The 16,039-nt window shown below is 61.9% G+C and carries 16 protein-coding genes; 3 read left to right on the top strand and 13 right to left on the bottom strand.

Features of this window, described 5'->3' with window-relative positions; all coding sequences use genetic code 11:
- Positions 1-95: 95 nt before the first annotated feature.
- From ACN6NG_RS16050 to mcpP, 11 genes are all read right to left on the bottom strand, one after another.
- Positions 96-824, bottom strand: a complete 729-nt coding sequence (locus tag ACN6NG_RS16050) for a DUF899 domain-containing protein (protein WP_474314993.1) — start codon at positions 822-824, stop codon at positions 96-98.
- A gap of 95 nt (positions 825-919) precedes the next feature.
- Entirely contained in the window at positions 920-3,121 is a 2,202-nt protein-coding gene (locus tag ACN6NG_RS16045) for an LTA synthase family protein (protein WP_474314990.1), read from the bottom strand.
- Positions 3,122-3,257: 136 nt separating this feature from the next.
- Positions 3,258-4,535 carry a hypothetical protein gene (locus ACN6NG_RS16040; RefSeq protein WP_063423955.1) on the bottom strand — a complete coding sequence of 426 codons (1,278 nt, stop codon included), beginning with the start codon at positions 4,533-4,535 and terminating at the stop codon, positions 3,258-3,260.
- Between the two features lie 46 nt (positions 4,536-4,581).
- Positions 4,582-5,334: a hypothetical protein gene (locus ACN6NG_RS16035; RefSeq protein WP_197899510.1), complete on the bottom strand. Its 753-nt coding sequence runs from the start codon at positions 5,332-5,334 to the stop codon at positions 4,582-4,584.
- Between the two features lie 45 nt (positions 5,335-5,379).
- On the bottom strand, positions 5,380-6,060 hold the full coding sequence (locus tag ACN6NG_RS16030) for a C39 family peptidase (protein WP_049273407.1): 681 nt from the start codon (positions 6,058-6,060) through the stop codon (positions 5,380-5,382).
- Between the two features lie 61 nt (positions 6,061-6,121).
- Positions 6,122-7,573 carry a hypothetical protein gene (locus tag ACN6NG_RS16025; protein ID WP_049273408.1) on the bottom strand — a complete coding sequence of 484 codons (1,452 nt, stop codon included), beginning with the start codon at positions 7,571-7,573 and terminating at the stop codon, positions 6,122-6,124.
- A 50-nt stretch (positions 7,574-7,623) separates the two neighbouring features.
- Entirely contained in the window at positions 7,624-8,202 is a 579-nt protein-coding gene (locus ACN6NG_RS16020) for an autotransporter adhesin (protein WP_049273410.1), read from the bottom strand.
- Position 8,203: 1 nt separating this feature from the next.
- Positions 8,204-8,644, bottom strand: coding sequence for a hypothetical protein (locus ACN6NG_RS16015; RefSeq protein WP_063423957.1), 441 nt, complete (start codon positions 8,642-8,644; stop codon positions 8,204-8,206).
- A gap of 296 nt (positions 8,645-8,940) precedes the next feature.
- Positions 8,941-9,510: an AAA family ATPase gene (locus ACN6NG_RS16010; protein ID WP_063423958.1), complete on the bottom strand. Its 570-nt coding sequence runs from the start codon at positions 9,508-9,510 to the stop codon at positions 8,941-8,943.
- Entirely contained in the window at positions 9,507-10,073 is a 567-nt protein-coding gene (gene pnuC / locus ACN6NG_RS16005; protein ID WP_028613765.1) for a nicotinamide riboside transporter PnuC, read from the bottom strand. Before pnuC ends, ACN6NG_RS16010 begins: the two co-directional genes overlap by 4 nt.
- A gap of 226 nt (positions 10,074-10,299) precedes the next feature.
- Positions 10,300-11,934 carry a methyl-accepting chemotaxis protein McpP gene (gene mcpP, locus ACN6NG_RS16000; protein WP_474314985.1) on the bottom strand — a complete coding sequence of 545 codons (1,635 nt, stop codon included), beginning with the start codon at positions 11,932-11,934 and terminating at the stop codon, positions 10,300-10,302.
- 300 nt (positions 11,935-12,234) lie between these two features.
- Here mcpP and ACN6NG_RS15995 point away from each other — a divergent pair, with 300 nt between their 5' ends.
- Both ACN6NG_RS15995 and ACN6NG_RS15990 read left to right on the top strand, forming a co-directional pair.
- Positions 12,235-13,065 (top strand): undecaprenyl-diphosphate phosphatase, encoded by an 831-nt coding sequence (locus ACN6NG_RS15995; RefSeq protein ID WP_049273419.1) that lies wholly within the window; start codon positions 12,235-12,237, stop codon positions 13,063-13,065.
- Complete coding sequence (locus ACN6NG_RS15990; RefSeq protein WP_197899512.1) at positions 13,058-13,471, top strand: DUF1294 domain-containing protein; 414 nt, start codon at positions 13,058-13,060, stop codon at positions 13,469-13,471. Before ACN6NG_RS15995 ends, ACN6NG_RS15990 begins: the two co-directional genes overlap by 8 nt.
- 57 nt (positions 13,472-13,528) lie before the next feature.
- Here the strand turns inward: ACN6NG_RS15990 and ACN6NG_RS15985 are convergent, their stop codons facing one another.
- Together ACN6NG_RS15985 and ACN6NG_RS15980 are read right to left on the bottom strand one after the other, a co-directional pair.
- Positions 13,529-13,888: an MmcQ/YjbR family DNA-binding protein gene (locus ACN6NG_RS15985; protein WP_028613769.1), complete on the bottom strand. Its 360-nt coding sequence runs from the start codon at positions 13,886-13,888 to the stop codon at positions 13,529-13,531.
- On the bottom strand, positions 13,881-14,783 hold the full coding sequence (locus tag ACN6NG_RS15980) for a LysR substrate-binding domain-containing protein (RefSeq protein ID WP_059395505.1): 903 nt from the start codon (positions 14,781-14,783) through the stop codon (positions 13,881-13,883). The genes ACN6NG_RS15985 and ACN6NG_RS15980 overlap by 8 nt, the downstream gene beginning before the upstream one ends.
- Positions 14,784-14,916: 133 nt before the next feature.
- On the opposite strand from ACN6NG_RS15980, the gene ACN6NG_RS15975 reads away from it, so the two are divergent.
- Complete coding sequence (locus ACN6NG_RS15975) at positions 14,917-15,528, top strand: FMN-dependent NADH-azoreductase (protein ID WP_049277030.1); 612 nt, start codon at positions 14,917-14,919, stop codon at positions 15,526-15,528.
- The last annotated feature ends 511 nt before the right edge of the window (positions 15,529-16,039 follow it).

The raw sequence follows: 16,039 nt of genomic DNA, 5'->3' as shown, positions 1-16,039 counted from the left end.
GCTGATACCCTGGGGCCGCTTTGCGGCCCTATCGCGACACAAGGCCGCTCCCACAGTGATCGCGCAACCTTCAGCGACTGTGCACGTGGCGTGGACTAGCTGTGGCAGCAGGGTGGCTTGTCTGGCTGCCCTTCATAGCGATCATGGTGCCGCACCCAGTCCATGGTTCCGCTTTCGTTGCGCCCCAGTGGCGCAATGTCGAGGAAGTTGTAGGTATTGACCAGAATGTCCAGCCCGCGGGCATAGGTCGAGTAGGTGTGGTACACGCTGCCATCTGCTTCGCGGTAGAATGCACTCAAGCCGGGCAGTTCGCTTTCACTGCCGTCATACGGCTCATAGTTGTACTGCCGTTCACCCTCGCTGCCGACACTGACGCCAAAGTCTTCGTTGAACCCGCTGCCGTGTGACGAGTACCAGGGGAACTGCCAGTCCATGCGCCGGCGGAACGCCTGGAACTCGGCGTAAGGTGCCCGCGATACCGCCACCAGCGACACGTCGTGGTGAGCCAGGTGCAGGTTGGCACCGTCAAAATGGTCGGCCAGGAACGAGCAGCCGGGGCAGCCTTCGCTCCAGCCCTCGACGAACATGAAGTGGTAAAGCAACAACTGGCTGCGCCCCGCAAACAGGTCGGCCAGGCTCAGCCCGCCCTCCGGCCCCTGAAACTGATAGTCGTGCTCGACCTTGACCCAGGGCAGGGCGCGGCGGGCTGCTGCCAGCGCGTCGCGGTGGTGGGTAAAGGCTTTTTCGTGCAGCCACAGTTGCTGGCGGGCCGCCAGCCACTGGCTACGTGAAACCACCGGGTGCCTGCTTTCGCTTGTGCTCATGGTGCTGTCTCCACGCTGGGGGATTCACACACTAGTCGAGCACGCTCAGGTCGAATCGACAGGCACTGGTGGCCGGCTGATGAGCGGTAAGGCGCTCAGCCCGAATGGGCGATATGCCCCTCGGTCAGTTCATCCGCTGGGTCTTCCTCGCCGGGCAGCGCGGTGATCACGCTGAAGTCACTGACCTCCACCTTGCCGCCGCCGTAGCCCAGCAAGTGGAAGGAAAACGCTTTGCGCTCGGTCGGGTTGTCAAAGCTGAACTCCATTTCCAGCGGCTCGTCGGCGGTGACCTTCACTTCAGCAGGCAGGCCCAACGGTACATCCTGCTCCAGTTGCTTGGCCTTGAGCTGGATGTAGGCCACACGCTTGGGGTCCAGCGAGCGAACCTTGACCCGCACCCGGGTATGCGAGCCTTGCGGCATTTCCAGGTACTGGGCGCCGATCAGGTTGTCAGCCCAGTCATCGTTAATACGCTTGCGCAACTTGATCGGCGAAGGGCCGCCGAACTGGTAGCGCAGGTTGAGCGGGGTTTGCAGCAGTGACTGGTCGAGCACCCCGGCCAGGGCGCCGATCTGCTGGCCGAGCAGGCTGTCGCCCGGGCCCAGGTAGCGGGCCTGATCGGCAATGAAGCCTTCGCTGGCGTACCGTCGGCAGCGCTGCTGGAAGTCACACTCTGTGAACACGCCCTGGCCGTTGTGGTAACGCAGCATGCCGTTGGTGTAGGAAATCAGCTCGCGGCCGGTGTCGTAGTCGCGGTACAGCGAGCGGCCGCCAAGCGCCATGGGAATGGGTAGCGCAAAGTAGTCGAGCACGGAGGTGGCCAGGTCGATATGGCCATAGGTGCCGCGTTTGATACCCGGCAGCTGCGCCTGCTCCGGCGCCAGGGTGAGGTTGAAGCCCCAGGACGAGGCTAGGCGCACGCCGTCGATACCATGGGACTCGTCTGAGGTCACCACCACTAGAGTGTCCTTGAGTACGCCCTGGCGTTCGAGGTTGTCGAGGAAGGCCCCGAGCGCGTCATCCAGGTAGGCGACAGCTGCCTGTTTTGGCGTGTCATAGCGCTCCAGATATTCGGCTGGCGCGGAGTACGGCTGGTGGGTACCCACGGTGAGCAGGGTCAGCATCCACGGTTTGTCTTGTTTCTGTAGCTGGCCGACGTAGTCCAGGGCACCTTCGAAGAAGGCCCGGTCATCCTTGCCCCAGGGGAAGTCCAGGTAGTTCTTGTTGCGGAACCACTCCAGGCCATGCACCGAGTCGAAGCCGATATGCGGCATGATGCGGTCCTTGGCCATGAAGCGCAGGCCGGCACCTTGCAGGTAGTGGGTGGTGAAGCCGGCCTGGCGCAGTTGCGCTGGCAGGCAGGCCTGGTTGCGTTCGTTCTGCGTCAGCAGCTCTACGCCCTTTGGCGTGCCATTGGCCAGCTTGTCGTAATCACCGCACAGCATCGCGTACAGGCCGCGGATGGTCTGGTGGGTATGCAGCACATAATCCGGGGTATTCATGCCTCGCTCGGCCCATTGACTGACCTTGGGCATCAGATCTTCGTCAAAGCGGCTGTGCAGGGCCTGGCGGTTGGGCCGCAGGTAGGCACCAGGGATGCCCTCCACGGTGATGACCAGCAGGTTGCGAGCGCTGCCTGGCCCGGCCAGCAGCCGCTGCCCGTGCAGGTCGGATTGGGTCAGGCCGCTGCTGGCCAGCGGTGTGAACGTTTGCGTACGGCCCATCAAGCCTTCGAGCGTGCGCTCCAGGCTGCCGACCCCGGCTGACATCAGTTGGTGGGTGAGGTTGTATTGGCGCCACTGGTCGGCGTCGCTAGGTGCCAGCTGCTGGCTACCCCAATGGGCACCGAACAGCACTACCGGAATGGCCCAGGCCGTACGTGGCAGCGGCATGCTGCGCTGGCTGCGGCTGCGCCAGGCGGTGCCCAGCCACGCCAGCAGGCCGGCACCCATGGTCAAGGGCAGCCAGGCGTGGGCCAGGCCGCCACCGGTTGAATTCTCCATGAACTGCGGGTCGACCAGGTAGGTCAGGTCGGCGCTGGTGGGTAACCGGCCCACGGCGCTTACCAACTCGGCTGAAGCCACCCACAGGGCTGCCCAGGCCAGCAGCACGGGCAGGGCCAGCCACCATGGCCGACGGTGCAGCAGCACTATCAGCAGGCTGCCAAGAGCGAGGTCGGACAGGTAACCGAGCGGGTTGGACCAGCCCAGCATGGCGCGCGTACCCAGCGGGATCACCAGTACCAGGGTTGCCAACGCGGCAAGCCGGGTACGTGGGTGGTCTGACAGGTTCTTCACAAAAACTTCCCTTTTGCCATTAAATCGTCATGCATCTGTGCTTGATGATAACAGGCCGGGGAAGGGAAAGCGGTTTGCTACAAGGCTGGTAACCAAAAGCGGGGCCCGCGCTAGCGGGCCCGGCCGAGGGCAAGTGTCAGAAGTAGTAGGGGAATTTCAGGCTGAAGGAAAAGTCTGGCGCATCATCGGTCAGACCAATGGACAGGTTGGGCACGATGGTCAGGTTGTTGGTGGCGGCGAAGGTCAAGCCCACGTTGAAGTTGGCCGCGTTGTAATCACTGTTGGAGATCGATTGCCAGTCGCCGCCATCGGGTTTGATCTTGCTCTTGCGGGCGAACTGGTCAGACACCGAGAACGACATGCTCATCTTTTCGTTCAGGGCAAAGGCAATACCGCCGCCAATCTGCCAGGAGTCGCCAAGCTTCACGTCACCCGGCACCTTGCTGTTGACCTGTGGGCTGATATCGCTGAACGAGTCCTGCATGTTGTAGGTGTACGACAGGCTGCCGAACAGCACGGCCGGGTCGAAGGTCTTGACCAGCGAGATGCCCGGCGTGATCGACCACACGCCGTTGCCGGTCGGCAGGCTGTCCGGCACTGCCAGGTTGTTGTTGCCGTCTACTTCGCGCAGCTTGATGCCATATGGGTCCTTGCCGGTCGGCGCCTTGACCCGCAGGGTGGCAACCGCGTCAGGCCAGGTCTCGTCCTCGTCGAGGAACTTGTAGGCCACGCCAACGTTGATATCGCCGATTTCCGGGTCGCGGGTGACGGTTGCATCGGAGGTGGTCGCCCCGGCGCCTCCCGCACCGCCGGAAGAGTAGGTCGATTCGCGATACACCACGGGCACGTTGATGTCGAACTGCCAGCGCTGCGCCAGGTTGTAGCGCGCGGTCATGTCCAGGGTCCAGTTGTCGGCCTTGATCCGGTCAAGGTTGATACTGCCGAGGAAGATCGAATCCAGTGCCAGGAAGCCATTGAGCGTCAGCGCACGGGTATCGTAATGGGTGTAGGTGACACCCGTTTCGAAGCTGAACTTGCCACCGCCAAAGAATCCGCTGGCCTCGTCATACAGGTTGGAAACGCTTTGCGCCGGCTGGGAATCGGCCGTCAGCGCCTGGCCGTACGAGCTGCCTGTGGTGCCTGGCGCGCCTGAGGCGACGGTCTGCGCACCTTTGACCCCCTCGGCGGGGGACTTGACCAGGCGTTTGGGCGGCGCTGTTGCTGGGGCCTCCTCGACCTGGCGCACGCGCTGTTCAAGTACCATCAGCGCCTGTTGCTGGGCCTCGTAACGGCGTTTGAGTTCGATCAGTTCCTGTTTCAGCGCTTCGACCTGTGGGTCGGCGGCTGCGTAGAGTGCTGTGGGTGCCAAGGTAGTCAAACACACAAAAGCTCTGAGCGTAAAAGATCGGTACATGGAGTTGCCGTCCCTTCCAACTACTTTTGATGAGACTGAGCGTAGATCAGTATCCGAAGGTGCGAAGACCTTTGAGCTGGTCGAGGCTGCCGTTGAGCGAAGCCGCTGTCGGCACGTTCTCGCGCATGACGACATTCAAGGATGTCATGTTGCTGACCCGGTTGCCGTTGCCGAGCAATGTCGAGTTCTGCATCAGGCCCCCCTGGGCCAGGCGTTGCACGCTGCTGCCCTGGTTGTTGCTGGCATTGATGTTGAGCTGCACACCTACACCGCTGGAAGACACACTGAGCGCGCCTGCGCCGTTTTCCCCGACCAGGGTCTGGCCGGCGGCCAGCACCTGGCCCTGCTGTTGCACGGCGGGGGCCTGGTTGGCCTTGGTGACGTTGATATCGACGTTGTTGTAGGCTGCGTTGTTGTCACCGGCCGCACGTACCACCTGGGTCACACCCTCGGTAGTGGCAAGGCCATTGCCGCCCGTGATCACGCCAGTCCCGGCAGAAGGCGCACTGCCCGGCGCCGTACCTGTACCTTTTTCATCAATCATCGATACATAGAACTGGGGCTTGATGGTCGACTGCTGAACCTGCAGCGTGGACGTTGCCCCGATCACGTCGCCCTTGGCGTTTTGCCAGGTGCTGCTCATGACGATGCCGAAGCTGACGATGCGTCCCGGCATCACGTAGCGGCCACGCAGGTTCGCCAGCTCCTGGTCCTTCAGTTCAATGGGTTTCAACGCCTCGGCGTGGCTTGGCAGGCTGGCAGCCAGGCACGCCATGGCCAGCCACAAAGAAGTCTTCATGAAATGCTCCCTGGAGCATCATGCTCCTTGTCATTAGAACAGTCGTTAGAAGAAGTCGCTTTTGATAAAGCCGAAGTCCAGCAGCTCGTTGTCCTTCACGGGGGTGAAGGTGTCCACCCGGCCCTTGGCGGTCAGCGGAAGGGGCGGGTCGAGCAGGATGTTGTTCTTGTCGTAACCCTGGCCAATCACGGCGAAGATGATGCCGTTCCAGCCTTTGAGGAAGTCTTCGACTTTGTAGCGTCTATGGCCCAGTACTGGGTCACCGACGTACACCCAGCCTTTGTCGACTTTCTGCATGACTACAAAGTGCTTGTAGCCACGCACATCCATCAGCACCACGACCGGGATACGCACGCTGTGAAGGGTGTCGGGCGCTACCCGGTAACCGCGGGCACGCATCCCTAAGCTTTCGACGTAGCGTTTCATGTCGAGCATCGAGAAGCCCTGCGTGCGCACCAGGTCCTGGTCGGCGTGGGCCAGCATGCCTTCGATGATTTGATGTTCGTCCACATCCAGCCAGTAAGCCTGGCGCAGGATGGTGGCCAGTGCGGCGGCGCCGCAGCTGAAGTCGGTTTTTTGTTGCACCAGGTCGGCAAACTTGCGTTCGCGCACGCTCTGGATGGGTTTGAACACCACGGCGCCGCCCGGCAGGACGGACAGCGGCATTTGTGCAGCTTCGCTCACGCTGGCCAGGCACAGCAAAAACGCCAAGGCGAAAATACGCATGATCGGACGCCTTACGGTGTGTTGAAGAAAGGCCCCCCGAAGGGGGCCTCAAGCGCAGCGTTTAGAACGAGGTGTTGGAGATGGCCAGCGAGTTGCTCTGCTGGTTGCCCACACCGGCTGCCACGTTCACGCCCAGGTTGCCGCTGCCACCGTTTACCGAACCGCTAAGGGTTGCAGTATTGGTAACAGGGTTGGCCCAGCCGGTCGGGGTCAGCACTTGGAAGGACACGGTATTGCTCAAGTCGTAAGCGCTGCTTTCGCTGTAGCTCTTCGAAACGTCGTTCGAGGATTGTTTTGATTTCTCGCCAGACTTCGAGAACTCAGACGCCGAAGCATTCTCGTACGAAGAGTCGTGAGACTTGGTGTACGAAGACTCTTTGGACTTGTCGTACGACGATTCACGCGACTTGTCGTAGTTGGAGTCGAATGCTTTTTCGAACGACGAGTCGTATGCACTTTCGTGCGACTTGTCGACCGATACATCCAGCGATGCACTGAGCGAACCGTCGAAGGTGCTGGAGCGGGTGCGCTCGCGACGGCCATCATCGGTGGTGAGCGTACGCGTAGCGTTGGCGGCTGCATCCAGCGAAGCGTTCAGATTGGCACTGCTCGACGAGCTGTTGCTGCCACTGGCTGAGCCGCTCAGGCCCCAGCTGTTGGAGCCACTTGCACTGGAACTGTTGGAGCCGCTGGCGTTCGAGCTGCTCGAACCGCTGGAGTTCCAGCCGCTCGAACCACTGTTGCTGGCGCTTTGCGAGCCGGCCACGCTGAAGCTCGACGACGAGCTGCGGTCGTCAGTCGAGTTGAACGTGCCATCACGCGAGGCCGAACCACTTGCCGAGGTGGTAATGGTGATCGTGTCGACGCGATAGGTGCGGTCAGCACCATTGTTCACGGTCAGGCCAGGACCATCCTGGTTGGCAGAGGCGGTGGCAGTGGCATTACCCAATGGTGCATTGGAGTTGGCGATTGCCATGGTGTTTTTCTGTTGGTTGAGGTCGCCACCGGCCACGTTGATGCCGATATTGCCTTCAGCCCCACTGGCCGAGCCGCTCATCACTGCCGACGACTGGGTCGACCAGTTGTCGACTCGGTTGTTCCTGCTGGTTTGCTGAACGTCTGCAGTCGCGTCGGCCATACCGAACACGAAGCTGTTATCCAGGCTCGAATCGGCGCCAGCATTGGCAATGGCAGCGGCGTTGTCCTGCTGGTTGCCGTTACCGGCCGCCACGTTGACACCAACGTTACCGCTGGAACCTTGGCCCGAGTCGCTCATCTCGGCTTCGTTGATGGTGCCTTGGTTGGTGATGGTGTTACGGGTGCTGCTTTGGGTGTCTATAGCATTGGCCGTTGCATACACAGGGATTTTGGTGGGTGGAGGCGTATGCTGACCATTGTTATGGTGGCCGTTATGGTGGTCATTACGCCGATCGTTTTGCCCAGCTTGTACAGCAACAGCCATGACCGCAGCAATTGCGAAAACCAGAGGCTTGATTGCCATCGAGGGTTTCATGGTGATTCTCCGTACTTTATTAGGTTAAGTGTTGTTCTTAACTGATTGGGTCAATCCGCGACCCGGATGCTCAAGGTGTTGGCCATGCGGTTTCCCACCCCGGCACTCTGGTTCAACTGGATCACCCCACGGCTACCGGTGAAGGCCTGGTCACTGGTGGTGACCTGGCGATAGCCGGCTGGAATGTCAGTTGCTCCGGAGTTGTTGATCAGCGCCACGTTCTGTTGCATGAGGACGCTGTCGTCGATACTTTGCGGTTGAGCACTGAGGGTGATGCTCAGGGCGTTGGCTTGCTGGGTGTTGGCCCCGGCGCTCTGGTTGACGCCCAGTGCGCCACTGCCGTTGCTGAAGGCGTTGCCCTGAATGGTCGAGCGGGCATCCATCGCGGGGTCGGTCGGCGTGTTCAGCCGTTGCCGGATCTGCGTGCTGGCGTTCGCTTCAGGCCCCACGGCAATGGCGCGCGCATTGACCTGTTGCTGTTTGTCGCCAGCCGCCTGGTTGACAGAGAGGTTGCCCTGGTAGCGGCTGCCGGAGCTGTCGATGTTGGCGTTATTGATGACGGGAACAAGCGAGTCGGCGAGGGCTGGCGCACTGCAAAGGGTGGCCAGAATCAGCAGCATGTGCTTCATCTCACTTGCCCCCGCCAGTCAGGATCTGCAACGGCGCGAGCCCGCGCTGGACACTCGAGTTGACCATGTTCGAGATCCCGTTGCCCGATCCCCCTGTGCCCCGACCACCTGACAGGTTGGGTAGTTGGTTCTGATTGCCGAGGTTGCCGCCCAGGTTGTTGGTCTGCTGGGTGATCATGTTGCTGATCCCGGCGCCACTGCTGATGCTTGCGAAGTCGCCATCGCTCAATTCGTTGGTCTGTTTGAGCACGTAGGCAGAAGGGTTGGCGTTGACTGTGGTCGGGCTCGGGTCAGGGATGAGGGGGGGGATGGTCGCGTTGCGCACCTGAACGTCGCGCTTGATGATGATGATCCCGTTATCCGCCTGGGCCGTCAGGCTCAGTGACCCCCATACACAACCCACCAGTACGAGGTGATAGAGGCGCTTGTCACTTTTCCTCACGACGGCAACTCCTTCTTTGAGCGCTGGCCTGTTCAGCGATGCGAACAACAGAGCAGAAGGTGTGCCGCTTTTGAGAAGCGTTTGCAGATCAATGGGTTAAAGCAAACGGGTGAGAATCTGCGGCGTATTCTGTCTCAGGGTTGATACAGGTAGCCGCCGGTACTACTGGCAAAGCCAGCAGTGGCTATGACTGGAAGGGTTTTTGCAGGGGTGTTTCACTGGCTTGACAGTGACCCCGATGCGGGGGAAACCCCCGCATTTTCGGGGGCTTTGCCCCAGCTGTGTGTCTCAGAGGCTTAACACTCGGTGGGGCATGCTGGCGCATGGCTATTAAGCAGTGTAGCAACCGCTTGCAAGGCCAGCCATTGGCGCTGTGGCCAATTGCCCTCAAGTATCTGGTACGCCTGATGGTGCCGCCTCAGCCAAGCCAGGCTGTCGTCGAAAAAGCGCTGGCGGTCGTTGAGGTCGGGCTGGCTGCGCTGGCCATCGGCAACCCAGTCCACACCTTGTGGGCTGAGTAGCAGGTGCAGGTCGTAACGCCGTGCAAGCAATGCCTGTTCCAGCCAAGGCGGGCAGGCATCGAACAAGGCGTGGCTCCAGAGCATATTGCTGAGCAGGTGAGTGTCGAGGATCAGCAGCGGTGGAGCCTGCTCGCGGGCCCGGTCCTCCCAGGCCAGCTGGCCGCGGGCGATGGTGGGGATATCGGCGTAGCAGGTATCGCGGCACTCCTGGTCGATGAAGTGGCGCACATACTCGGCCACCACCACGCCGCCGAAATGCGCCTGGATGACGCCACTGAGCCAGCTCTTGCCACTGGATTCCGGGCCGCACAGCACCAGTATCTTCATGGCCTGCTCTGCGCTCATGGCTGCACCAACGCCGGGTCACGGCGCCATTCCAGCCAGCCGCGCACGGCAATCAGGGTAAGCACGGCGAAGAAGCCTGCGGTGAAATACAGCTGCTGGTGCAGGTACTGGCCTACATAGACGATGTCTACCACTACCCACAGCGGCCAGCATTGCAGACGCTTCTGGGCCATCCACAGTTGCGCTACCAGGCTGAAGCCGGTGAGGGTGGCGTCCAGCCAGGGCAGGGCGGCATCGGTCCAGTTGGCCATGGCCGCGCCCAACGCTGCGCTCAACAGCAGCCCGGCAGCCAGGCTACTGAGCAGTGCCGGGCGTTGCAGCCGGGAGACCTGGCGGGCGTCTTCAGCGTGGCCTGGGCGCTTCCATTGCCACCAGCCGTACAGTTGCAGGATGGCGTAGGCCAGTTGCAGCAGCATGCCCGAGTACAGCTTCACTTCGAAGAACAACCAGCCATAGATCAGCACCATGACCAGGCCAATCGGCCAGCACCAGGCGTTCTGTTTGACCGTTAGCCAGACAGCGGTGACGCCGAGGACGGCGGCGATGAGTTCAAGGCCGGACATCGGCGATCCTTGGAGGCTACGGGGAAGGGGCGAGATTGTAGCGGGTCATTGGGCCAAGTTGTAGCGCACAGTGTGGAAGCGGCCTTGCCGGGGCGCCGGACCGGTCGGAAAGGGCCGCAAAGCGGCCCCGGGATTTCGGCATCAAAACATAGATTGCTGGGGCCGCGCTGCGGCCCTTTCGCGGCGCAAGGCCGCTCCTACAAAGGCCGCGTCGATGTCCAAAGGCTTAGACCCGGAACTGCCGCAGCAACTGTTCCAGCTCCTCGCTCAACTGCTCCAGCGCCGCCCCGGCATCACTGGATTGGCGTGCCGCGTCGGCCGTTTGCTGGGACAACCCGGCGGTATCCAGTACGTTGCGGTTGATCTCTTCGACCACATGCGCCTGCTGCAAGGTGGCACTGGCGATGGATGCATTCAAGGCCGTGAGGTTGTTCAGCACCTGGTTGATGGCATCCAGGCTGGCGCCGGCCTCGCGGGCTTGCTCGACGGTCTGGCGCGAGGCTTCGCTGCTGGTGTCGATGGCCTTGACCGCCGCGTGCGACTGGCTTTGCAGGTGCTCGATCATGGTATGGATCTCGGCCGTCGACTGCGCTGTGCGCTGGGCCAGCAGGCGCACCTCGTCGGCGACCACGGCAAAGCCGCGACCTTGCTCGCCGGCCCGTGCCGCCTCGATGGCTGCGTTCAGCGCCAGCAGGTTGGTCTGCTCGGCGATGGAGCGGATTACCTCCAGCACGCCACCGATGCGCGTGCTGTGCCCGGCCAGGTCGCGGATCACTTGCACGGCCTGGTCGATGGTCAGCGACAGCCGATCGATCTGTGCCAGGCTGCCATGGATGGCTTGCTGGCCATGCGCTACCTGCTGCTGCGCGGTGCGCATTTCGCCGGCGGCCTGTTCGGCGGTCTTGGCCACGTCCTGCACGGCGTACGTCACCTCGTTCACGGCAGTGGCCACTTGGTCCATCTGTAGCGATTGCTGGGCACTGTGCTGTTGTGCGGCACCCGCATTGTCACCCACATGCCCGGCGGATTGGGCCAATGCGTGGGCGGCGCCCTGCAGCTGGCCGACCACACCTTGCAGCTTGCCGTTGAAGCGGTTGAAGTGCTCGCCCAGGTGGGTGATTTCGTCACGACCGTGGGTGTCCAGGCGCCGGGTCAGGTCGCTTTCGCCGCTGGCAATGTTGCCCATGGCCTGCACAGCCTCCTGCAAGGGGCGGGCGATGCTACGGGCAATCAGCAAGACCACCAGCGCCATCAGCAGGGCGATGCCCACGCCCACCAGGGAGGCGTCGCGCAGCTGGCGGGCGAATTCGGCCTGCACATCATCAATGTACACGCCAGACCCGATGATCCAGCCCCAGGGCTTGAACAGCTGTATATAGGAAGTCTTGGCCACTGGCTCGCTGGCGCCGGGCTTGGGCCAGCGGTAGTTGACCGGCCCGGCGTCCTGCAGGCGGGCCAGTGCGACCATCTCGTTGAACACGGCAAAGCCGTCAGGGTCGCGAATGGCCGAGAGGTCCTGGCCGTCGAGCTTGGGGTTGGCCGGATGCATGATCATCCTGGGCCCCAGGTCGTTGATCCAGAAGTAGTCGTCGTGGTCGTAGCGCAGCGCCCGCACCACTTGCAGCGCCTGCTGCTGGGCAGCTTCGCGGCTGAGTGTGCCGGCCGCCTCCAGACCTTGGTAATAGGCCAGTACACCGGCCGCCGTCTGCACCACGTGGCGGGTTTTCTCGGCCTTGGCCTGGTACAGGTCACCGTGGATCTGGCGCAGCATCAGCAGGCCCAGCACCACCAGCATGGCCACTGCCACCACCAGGATCAGCCACAGCCGACGGCTGATCGACATCGATCTTAGAGTCTTCATCCACGAGCTCCCGCATTGTTCTTTTTATTGAGGTGCATCCAAGCATGCTTTGCGCCAGGGCCCCACTCGACTAATGGCTAAGTGATATCTTAGTAATAGTCTGCAGGAGGTCTCGTAAAGCGAATGCAAAGGCGCTCTGCTAGGATTTCGGCCGCGCAAGATGAAACCTTTAGCCGCCGTGAACGTTTCCACTGGCGTTGCGCCCAACAGTCGCTGTAAAACAGCCGGGCCGCGTGCGGCAATTTCAAGCAAATCAAGAACAAGGGGCCTGCAGCAAGCAGCGCTCCATCCGGGGGAATGATGGATTTTTGGACTGCCTTCCAGGCAATCATCTTGGGCGTGGTTGAAGGGCTGACGGAGTTTCTGCCGATTTCCAGTACCGGGCACCAGATTATCGTCGCCGACCTGATAGGTTTTGGCGGCGAACGGGCCATGGCTTTCAACATCATTATCCAGCTGGCGGCGATCCTGGCGGTGGTGTGGGAGTTTCGCGGCAAGATTCTCGAAGTGGTGTTCGGCCTGACCAGCCAGCCCAAGGCACGGCGTTTTACCGGCAACCTGCTGTTGGCGTTCATGCCGGCGGTGGTGTTGGGGGTGCTGTTCGCCGACCTGATTCACGAGTACCTGTTCAACCCGATCACCGTGGCGACGGCGCTCGTCGTGGGTGGGGTCATCATGCTCTGGGCCGAGCGTCGCGACCACAGCGTGCAGGTGGACCATGTGGATGACATGCGTTGGAGTCATGCGCTGAAGATCGGGTTTGTCCAGTGCCTGGCGATGATCCCTGGCACTTCGCGCTCCGGCTCGACCATTATCGGCGGCCTGCTCTTCGGCCTGTCGCGCAAAGCGGCGACCGAGTTCTCGTTCTTCCTGGCGATGCCGACCATGGTCGGTGCGGCGGTGTACTCGGGCTACAAGTACCGGGACCTGTTCCAGCCCAGTGACTTGCCGGTGTTTGCCATTGGCTTCGTGACTTCGTTCATTTTCGCCATGATCGCTGTGCGTGCGTTGCTCAAGTTCATTGCCAACCACAGCTACGCGGCATTTGCCTGGTATCGCATTGTCTTCGGCCTGCTGATTCTCGCGACCTGGCAGTTCGGCTGGGTTGACTGGTCCACCGCACATGGCTGAGGCATTGCGCGGGCAACGGGCTGAAGGCGTACGCAATGTGCGCCTGAAGCTGATGCTGTTGGGCCTGCTTTGCCTGTTGCCTGGCCTGGGGGCTGCGCGCATGGCCTGGAGCGATGAAACCTGGTGGCCGTTGGCGCTGTACCCGGCGATGAGCCTGATCAGCCTGTTGCTGTATTGGCAGGATAAACAGCAGGCGCGTACGCAGGCCTGGCGTACACCCGAGAAAGTGCTGCACGCCAGTGAATTACTGGGTGGCTGGCCTGGGGCCTTGCTGGCACAACAGCTGTTTCGGCACAAGACCCGCAAGGTTTCGTTCCAGTTGGTGTGCTGGGGGATTGTGCTGGTGCACCAGGTGTTCTGGGCGGACTGGCTGTTTTTTGAAGGGCGTTATCTGCCCTTCAATTGATGTTTACCTGTACCGGCCTCTTCGCGGGCAACCCCCGAAGAGGCCAGTACAGGCTGACTAGATCAACAAACCCACCTGCAACCGCTTGGGCAACCGCCGCACCACCAGCTGGTGCGAGCGCTGCAGCAAATCACACAGCTCGTCACGCCCCATGGGGTAGGGCAGCGCCATGCTGATCCACCGCGCCCGCGCCAGATACGGCGCAGGCCGCACCCCTGGGCGGTCGCAGTAGCCGAGAAACAGCTCATCGGCCACTTTGAACGACAGCCCGGCACCTGCCAGGTCGAGCACCGCGAACATCTTGTTGCCCGCCACCGAAAACACCCGAATGCCGCCCCATTTGTAATCTTCACGTGCACCCGGCAGGCTCAGGCAAAACGCTGCCACCTGGGCTTCGCTCATCTTCCTTTCAGACATACCGCTCTCCACAGGCCTCGAATGAGGCTGCCAGGTGATCGATCCACACCCGCACCGCAGGCAGTACACCGCGCCGATGCGGGTACACCGCCTGCAGATAGCCGCCTGGCAGTGACCAGTCTGGCAGCAGGCGCACCAGTTCGCCGCGTTCCAGTTCTTCTTCACAAAACATGCTGGGCAAGGCGGTGAATCCGAGTCCAGCCCGTACAGCAGCATTACGTACTACGAAATCGTCGATGGCCAAGCGAGGTTCCAGGGCGATTTCCTGCTGCTTACCATGGGGGCCGAACAGGCGGAAGTGTACTAACCGGTCTGCTTCGGCGGCGCCTAGCACCGGCAGTGACGCCAGCTCACCCGGTTCGCGGATGTGGTCGGCGAAACCGGGCGCGGCCACCAGTTGCATCTGCGCCTGGCGCAGGCGGCGGGTGACCAGGGCCGGGTCTTCATCACCCAGGTCTCGCACGCGCAGCGCGACGTCGATGCCTTCGGAAATCAGGTCGACGCGGCGGTTGAGCAGCACCATGTCCAGCTGCACCAACGGGTACTGGGCAAGAAAGCGGCTGATTACATCCGGCAGGAAGGCATGCGCCAGCGCCACCGGGCAAGACACCCGCAAGCGCCCGCGCGGCTCGCTGCTCATGCTGGCCACGGCTTCATCGGCGGCTTCGGCCTCCAGTAGCATGGCTTGGCAGTGGTGCAGGTAGCGCTCGCCCACCGCGGTGAGTTTCAGTTGCCGGGTTGTGCGTTGCAGCAGGCGGGTGCCAAGGCGTTCTTCCAGTTCGGCAATACGCCGTGACAGGCGCGACTTGGGGATGCCCAACTGACGCCCGGCGGCGGCGAACCCGCCGGCTTCGACCACGCGGGCAAAGTAGAAAAGGTCGTTGAGGTCTTGCATGGGAATGTCTCACTGTTCCATGTGTGGGACAAACTAGCGCATTTTTGCCGACTTATCAGCCATTACTCATCCCGGTAGGATTCTATCCATCGTGATCGCCCAACGCTGCGGTCTTCAATCACAGGAGAGTCCCATGAAACTGTTGCACATCGATTCGAGCATCCTGGGCGACAATTCCGCCTCCCGCCAGCTGAGCCGTGAAGTGGTCGAAGCCTGGAAAGCCGCCGACCCGAGCGTGGAAGTGGTGTATCGCGACCTGGCCGCCGACGCCATCGCCCACTTCTCTGCCGCCACCCTGGTGGCCGCAGGTACTCCTGAAGATATGCGCGATGCAGCCCAGGCGTTCGAAGCCAAGCTGAGCGCGGAAACCCTGGAAGAGTTCCTGGCCGCTGATGCCGTGGTGATTGGTGCGCCGATGTACAACTTCACCGTGCCGACCCAGCTCAAGGCCTGGATCGACCGCGTTGCCGTTGCCGGCAAGACCTTCCGCTACACCGAAGCGGGCCCGGAAGGCCTGTGCGGCAACAAGAAAGTGGTGCTGGTGTCCACCGCCGGTGGCCTGCACGCTGGCCAGCCGACTGGCGCCGGGCATGAAGACTTCCTGAAAGTGTTCCTGGGCTTTATCGGAGTCACCGACCTGGAAATCGTCCGCGCTCATGGCCTGGCTTATGGCCCGGAACACCGGAGCCAGGCAATTGATGCTGCCCAGGCGCAGATTGCCAACGAGCTGTTCGCCGCTGCCTGATCCTCGGTAGCTGGCCTGTCATGGCCTCATCGCCGGCAAGCCAGCTCCCACACCGTACGCATCGACTTCGAGTCATGCGCAGTACCTGTGGGAGCTGGCCTGTCATGGCCTCATCGCCGGCAAGCCAGCTCCCACACCGTACGCATCGACTTCGAGTCATGCGCAGTACCTGTGGGAGCTGGCCTGTCATGGCCTCATCGCCGGCAAGCCAGCTCTCACACCGTACGCATCGACTTCGAGTCATGCGCAGTACCTGTGGGAGCTGGCCTGTCATGGCCTCATCGCCGGCAAGCCAGCTCCCACACCGTACGCATCGACTTCGAGTCATGCGCAGTACCTGTGGGAGCTGGCCTGTCATGGCCTCATCGCCGGCAAGCCAGCTCCCACACCGTACGCATCGACTTCGAGTCATGCGCAGTACCTGTGGGAGCTGGCCTGTCATGGCCTCATCGCCGGCAAGCCAGCTCCCACACCGTACGCATCGACTTCGAGTCATGCGCAGTACCTGTGG

The sequence above is a fragment of the Pseudomonas sp. TSO6 genome (genome assembly GCF_056098905.1).
The sequence above is the reverse complement of the archived record's forward strand: the minus strand, read 5'-3'. Positions and strand labels throughout refer to the sequence as shown.

Bases quoted from the DNA above. Each gene is read 5' to 3' on its own strand.
- ACN6NG_RS16050 (WP_474314993.1), bottom strand. From the start codon at position 824: ATGAGCACAAGCGAAAGCAGGCACCCGGTGGTTTCACGTAGCCAGTGG.
- ACN6NG_RS16040 (WP_063423955.1), bottom strand. From the start codon at position 4,535: ATGTACCGATCTTTTACGCTCAGAGCTTTTGTGTGTTTGACTACCTTG.
- ACN6NG_RS16035 (WP_197899510.1), bottom strand. From the start codon at position 5,334: ATGAAGACTTCTTTGTGGCTGGCCATGGCGTGCCTGGCTGCCAGCCTG.
- ACN6NG_RS16030 (WP_049273407.1), bottom strand. From the start codon at position 6,060: ATGCGTATTTTCGCCTTGGCGTTTTTGCTGTGCCTGGCCAGCGTGAGC.
- ACN6NG_RS16025 (WP_049273408.1), bottom strand. From the start codon at position 7,573: ATGAAACCCTCGATGGCAATCAAGCCTCTGGTTTTCGCAATTGCTGCG.
- ACN6NG_RS16020 (WP_049273410.1), bottom strand. From the start codon at position 8,202: ATGAAGCACATGCTGCTGATTCTGGCCACCCTTTGCAGTGCGCCAGCC.
- ACN6NG_RS16010 (WP_063423958.1), bottom strand. From the start codon at position 9,510: ATGAGCGCAGAGCAGGCCATGAAGATACTGGTGCTGTGCGGCCCGGAA.
- pnuC (WP_028613765.1), bottom strand. From the start codon at position 10,073: ATGTCCGGCCTTGAACTCATCGCCGCCGTCCTCGGCGTCACCGCTGTC.
- mcpP (WP_474314985.1), bottom strand. From the start codon at position 11,934: ATGAAGACTCTAAGATCGATGTCGATCAGCCGTCGGCTGTGGCTGATC.
- ACN6NG_RS15995 (WP_049273419.1), top strand. From the start codon at position 12,235: ATGGATTTTTGGACTGCCTTCCAGGCAATCATCTTGGGCGTGGTTGAA.
- ACN6NG_RS15990 (WP_197899512.1), top strand. From the start codon at position 13,058: ATGGCTGAGGCATTGCGCGGGCAACGGGCTGAAGGCGTACGCAATGTG.
- ACN6NG_RS15985 (WP_028613769.1), bottom strand. From the start codon at position 13,888: ATGTCTGAAAGGAAGATGAGCGAAGCCCAGGTGGCAGCGTTTTGCCTG.
- ACN6NG_RS15980 (WP_059395505.1), bottom strand. From the start codon at position 14,783: ATGCAAGACCTCAACGACCTTTTCTACTTTGCCCGCGTGGTCGAAGCC.
- ACN6NG_RS15975 (WP_049277030.1), top strand. From the start codon at position 14,917: ATGAAACTGTTGCACATCGATTCGAGCATCCTGGGCGACAATTCCGCC.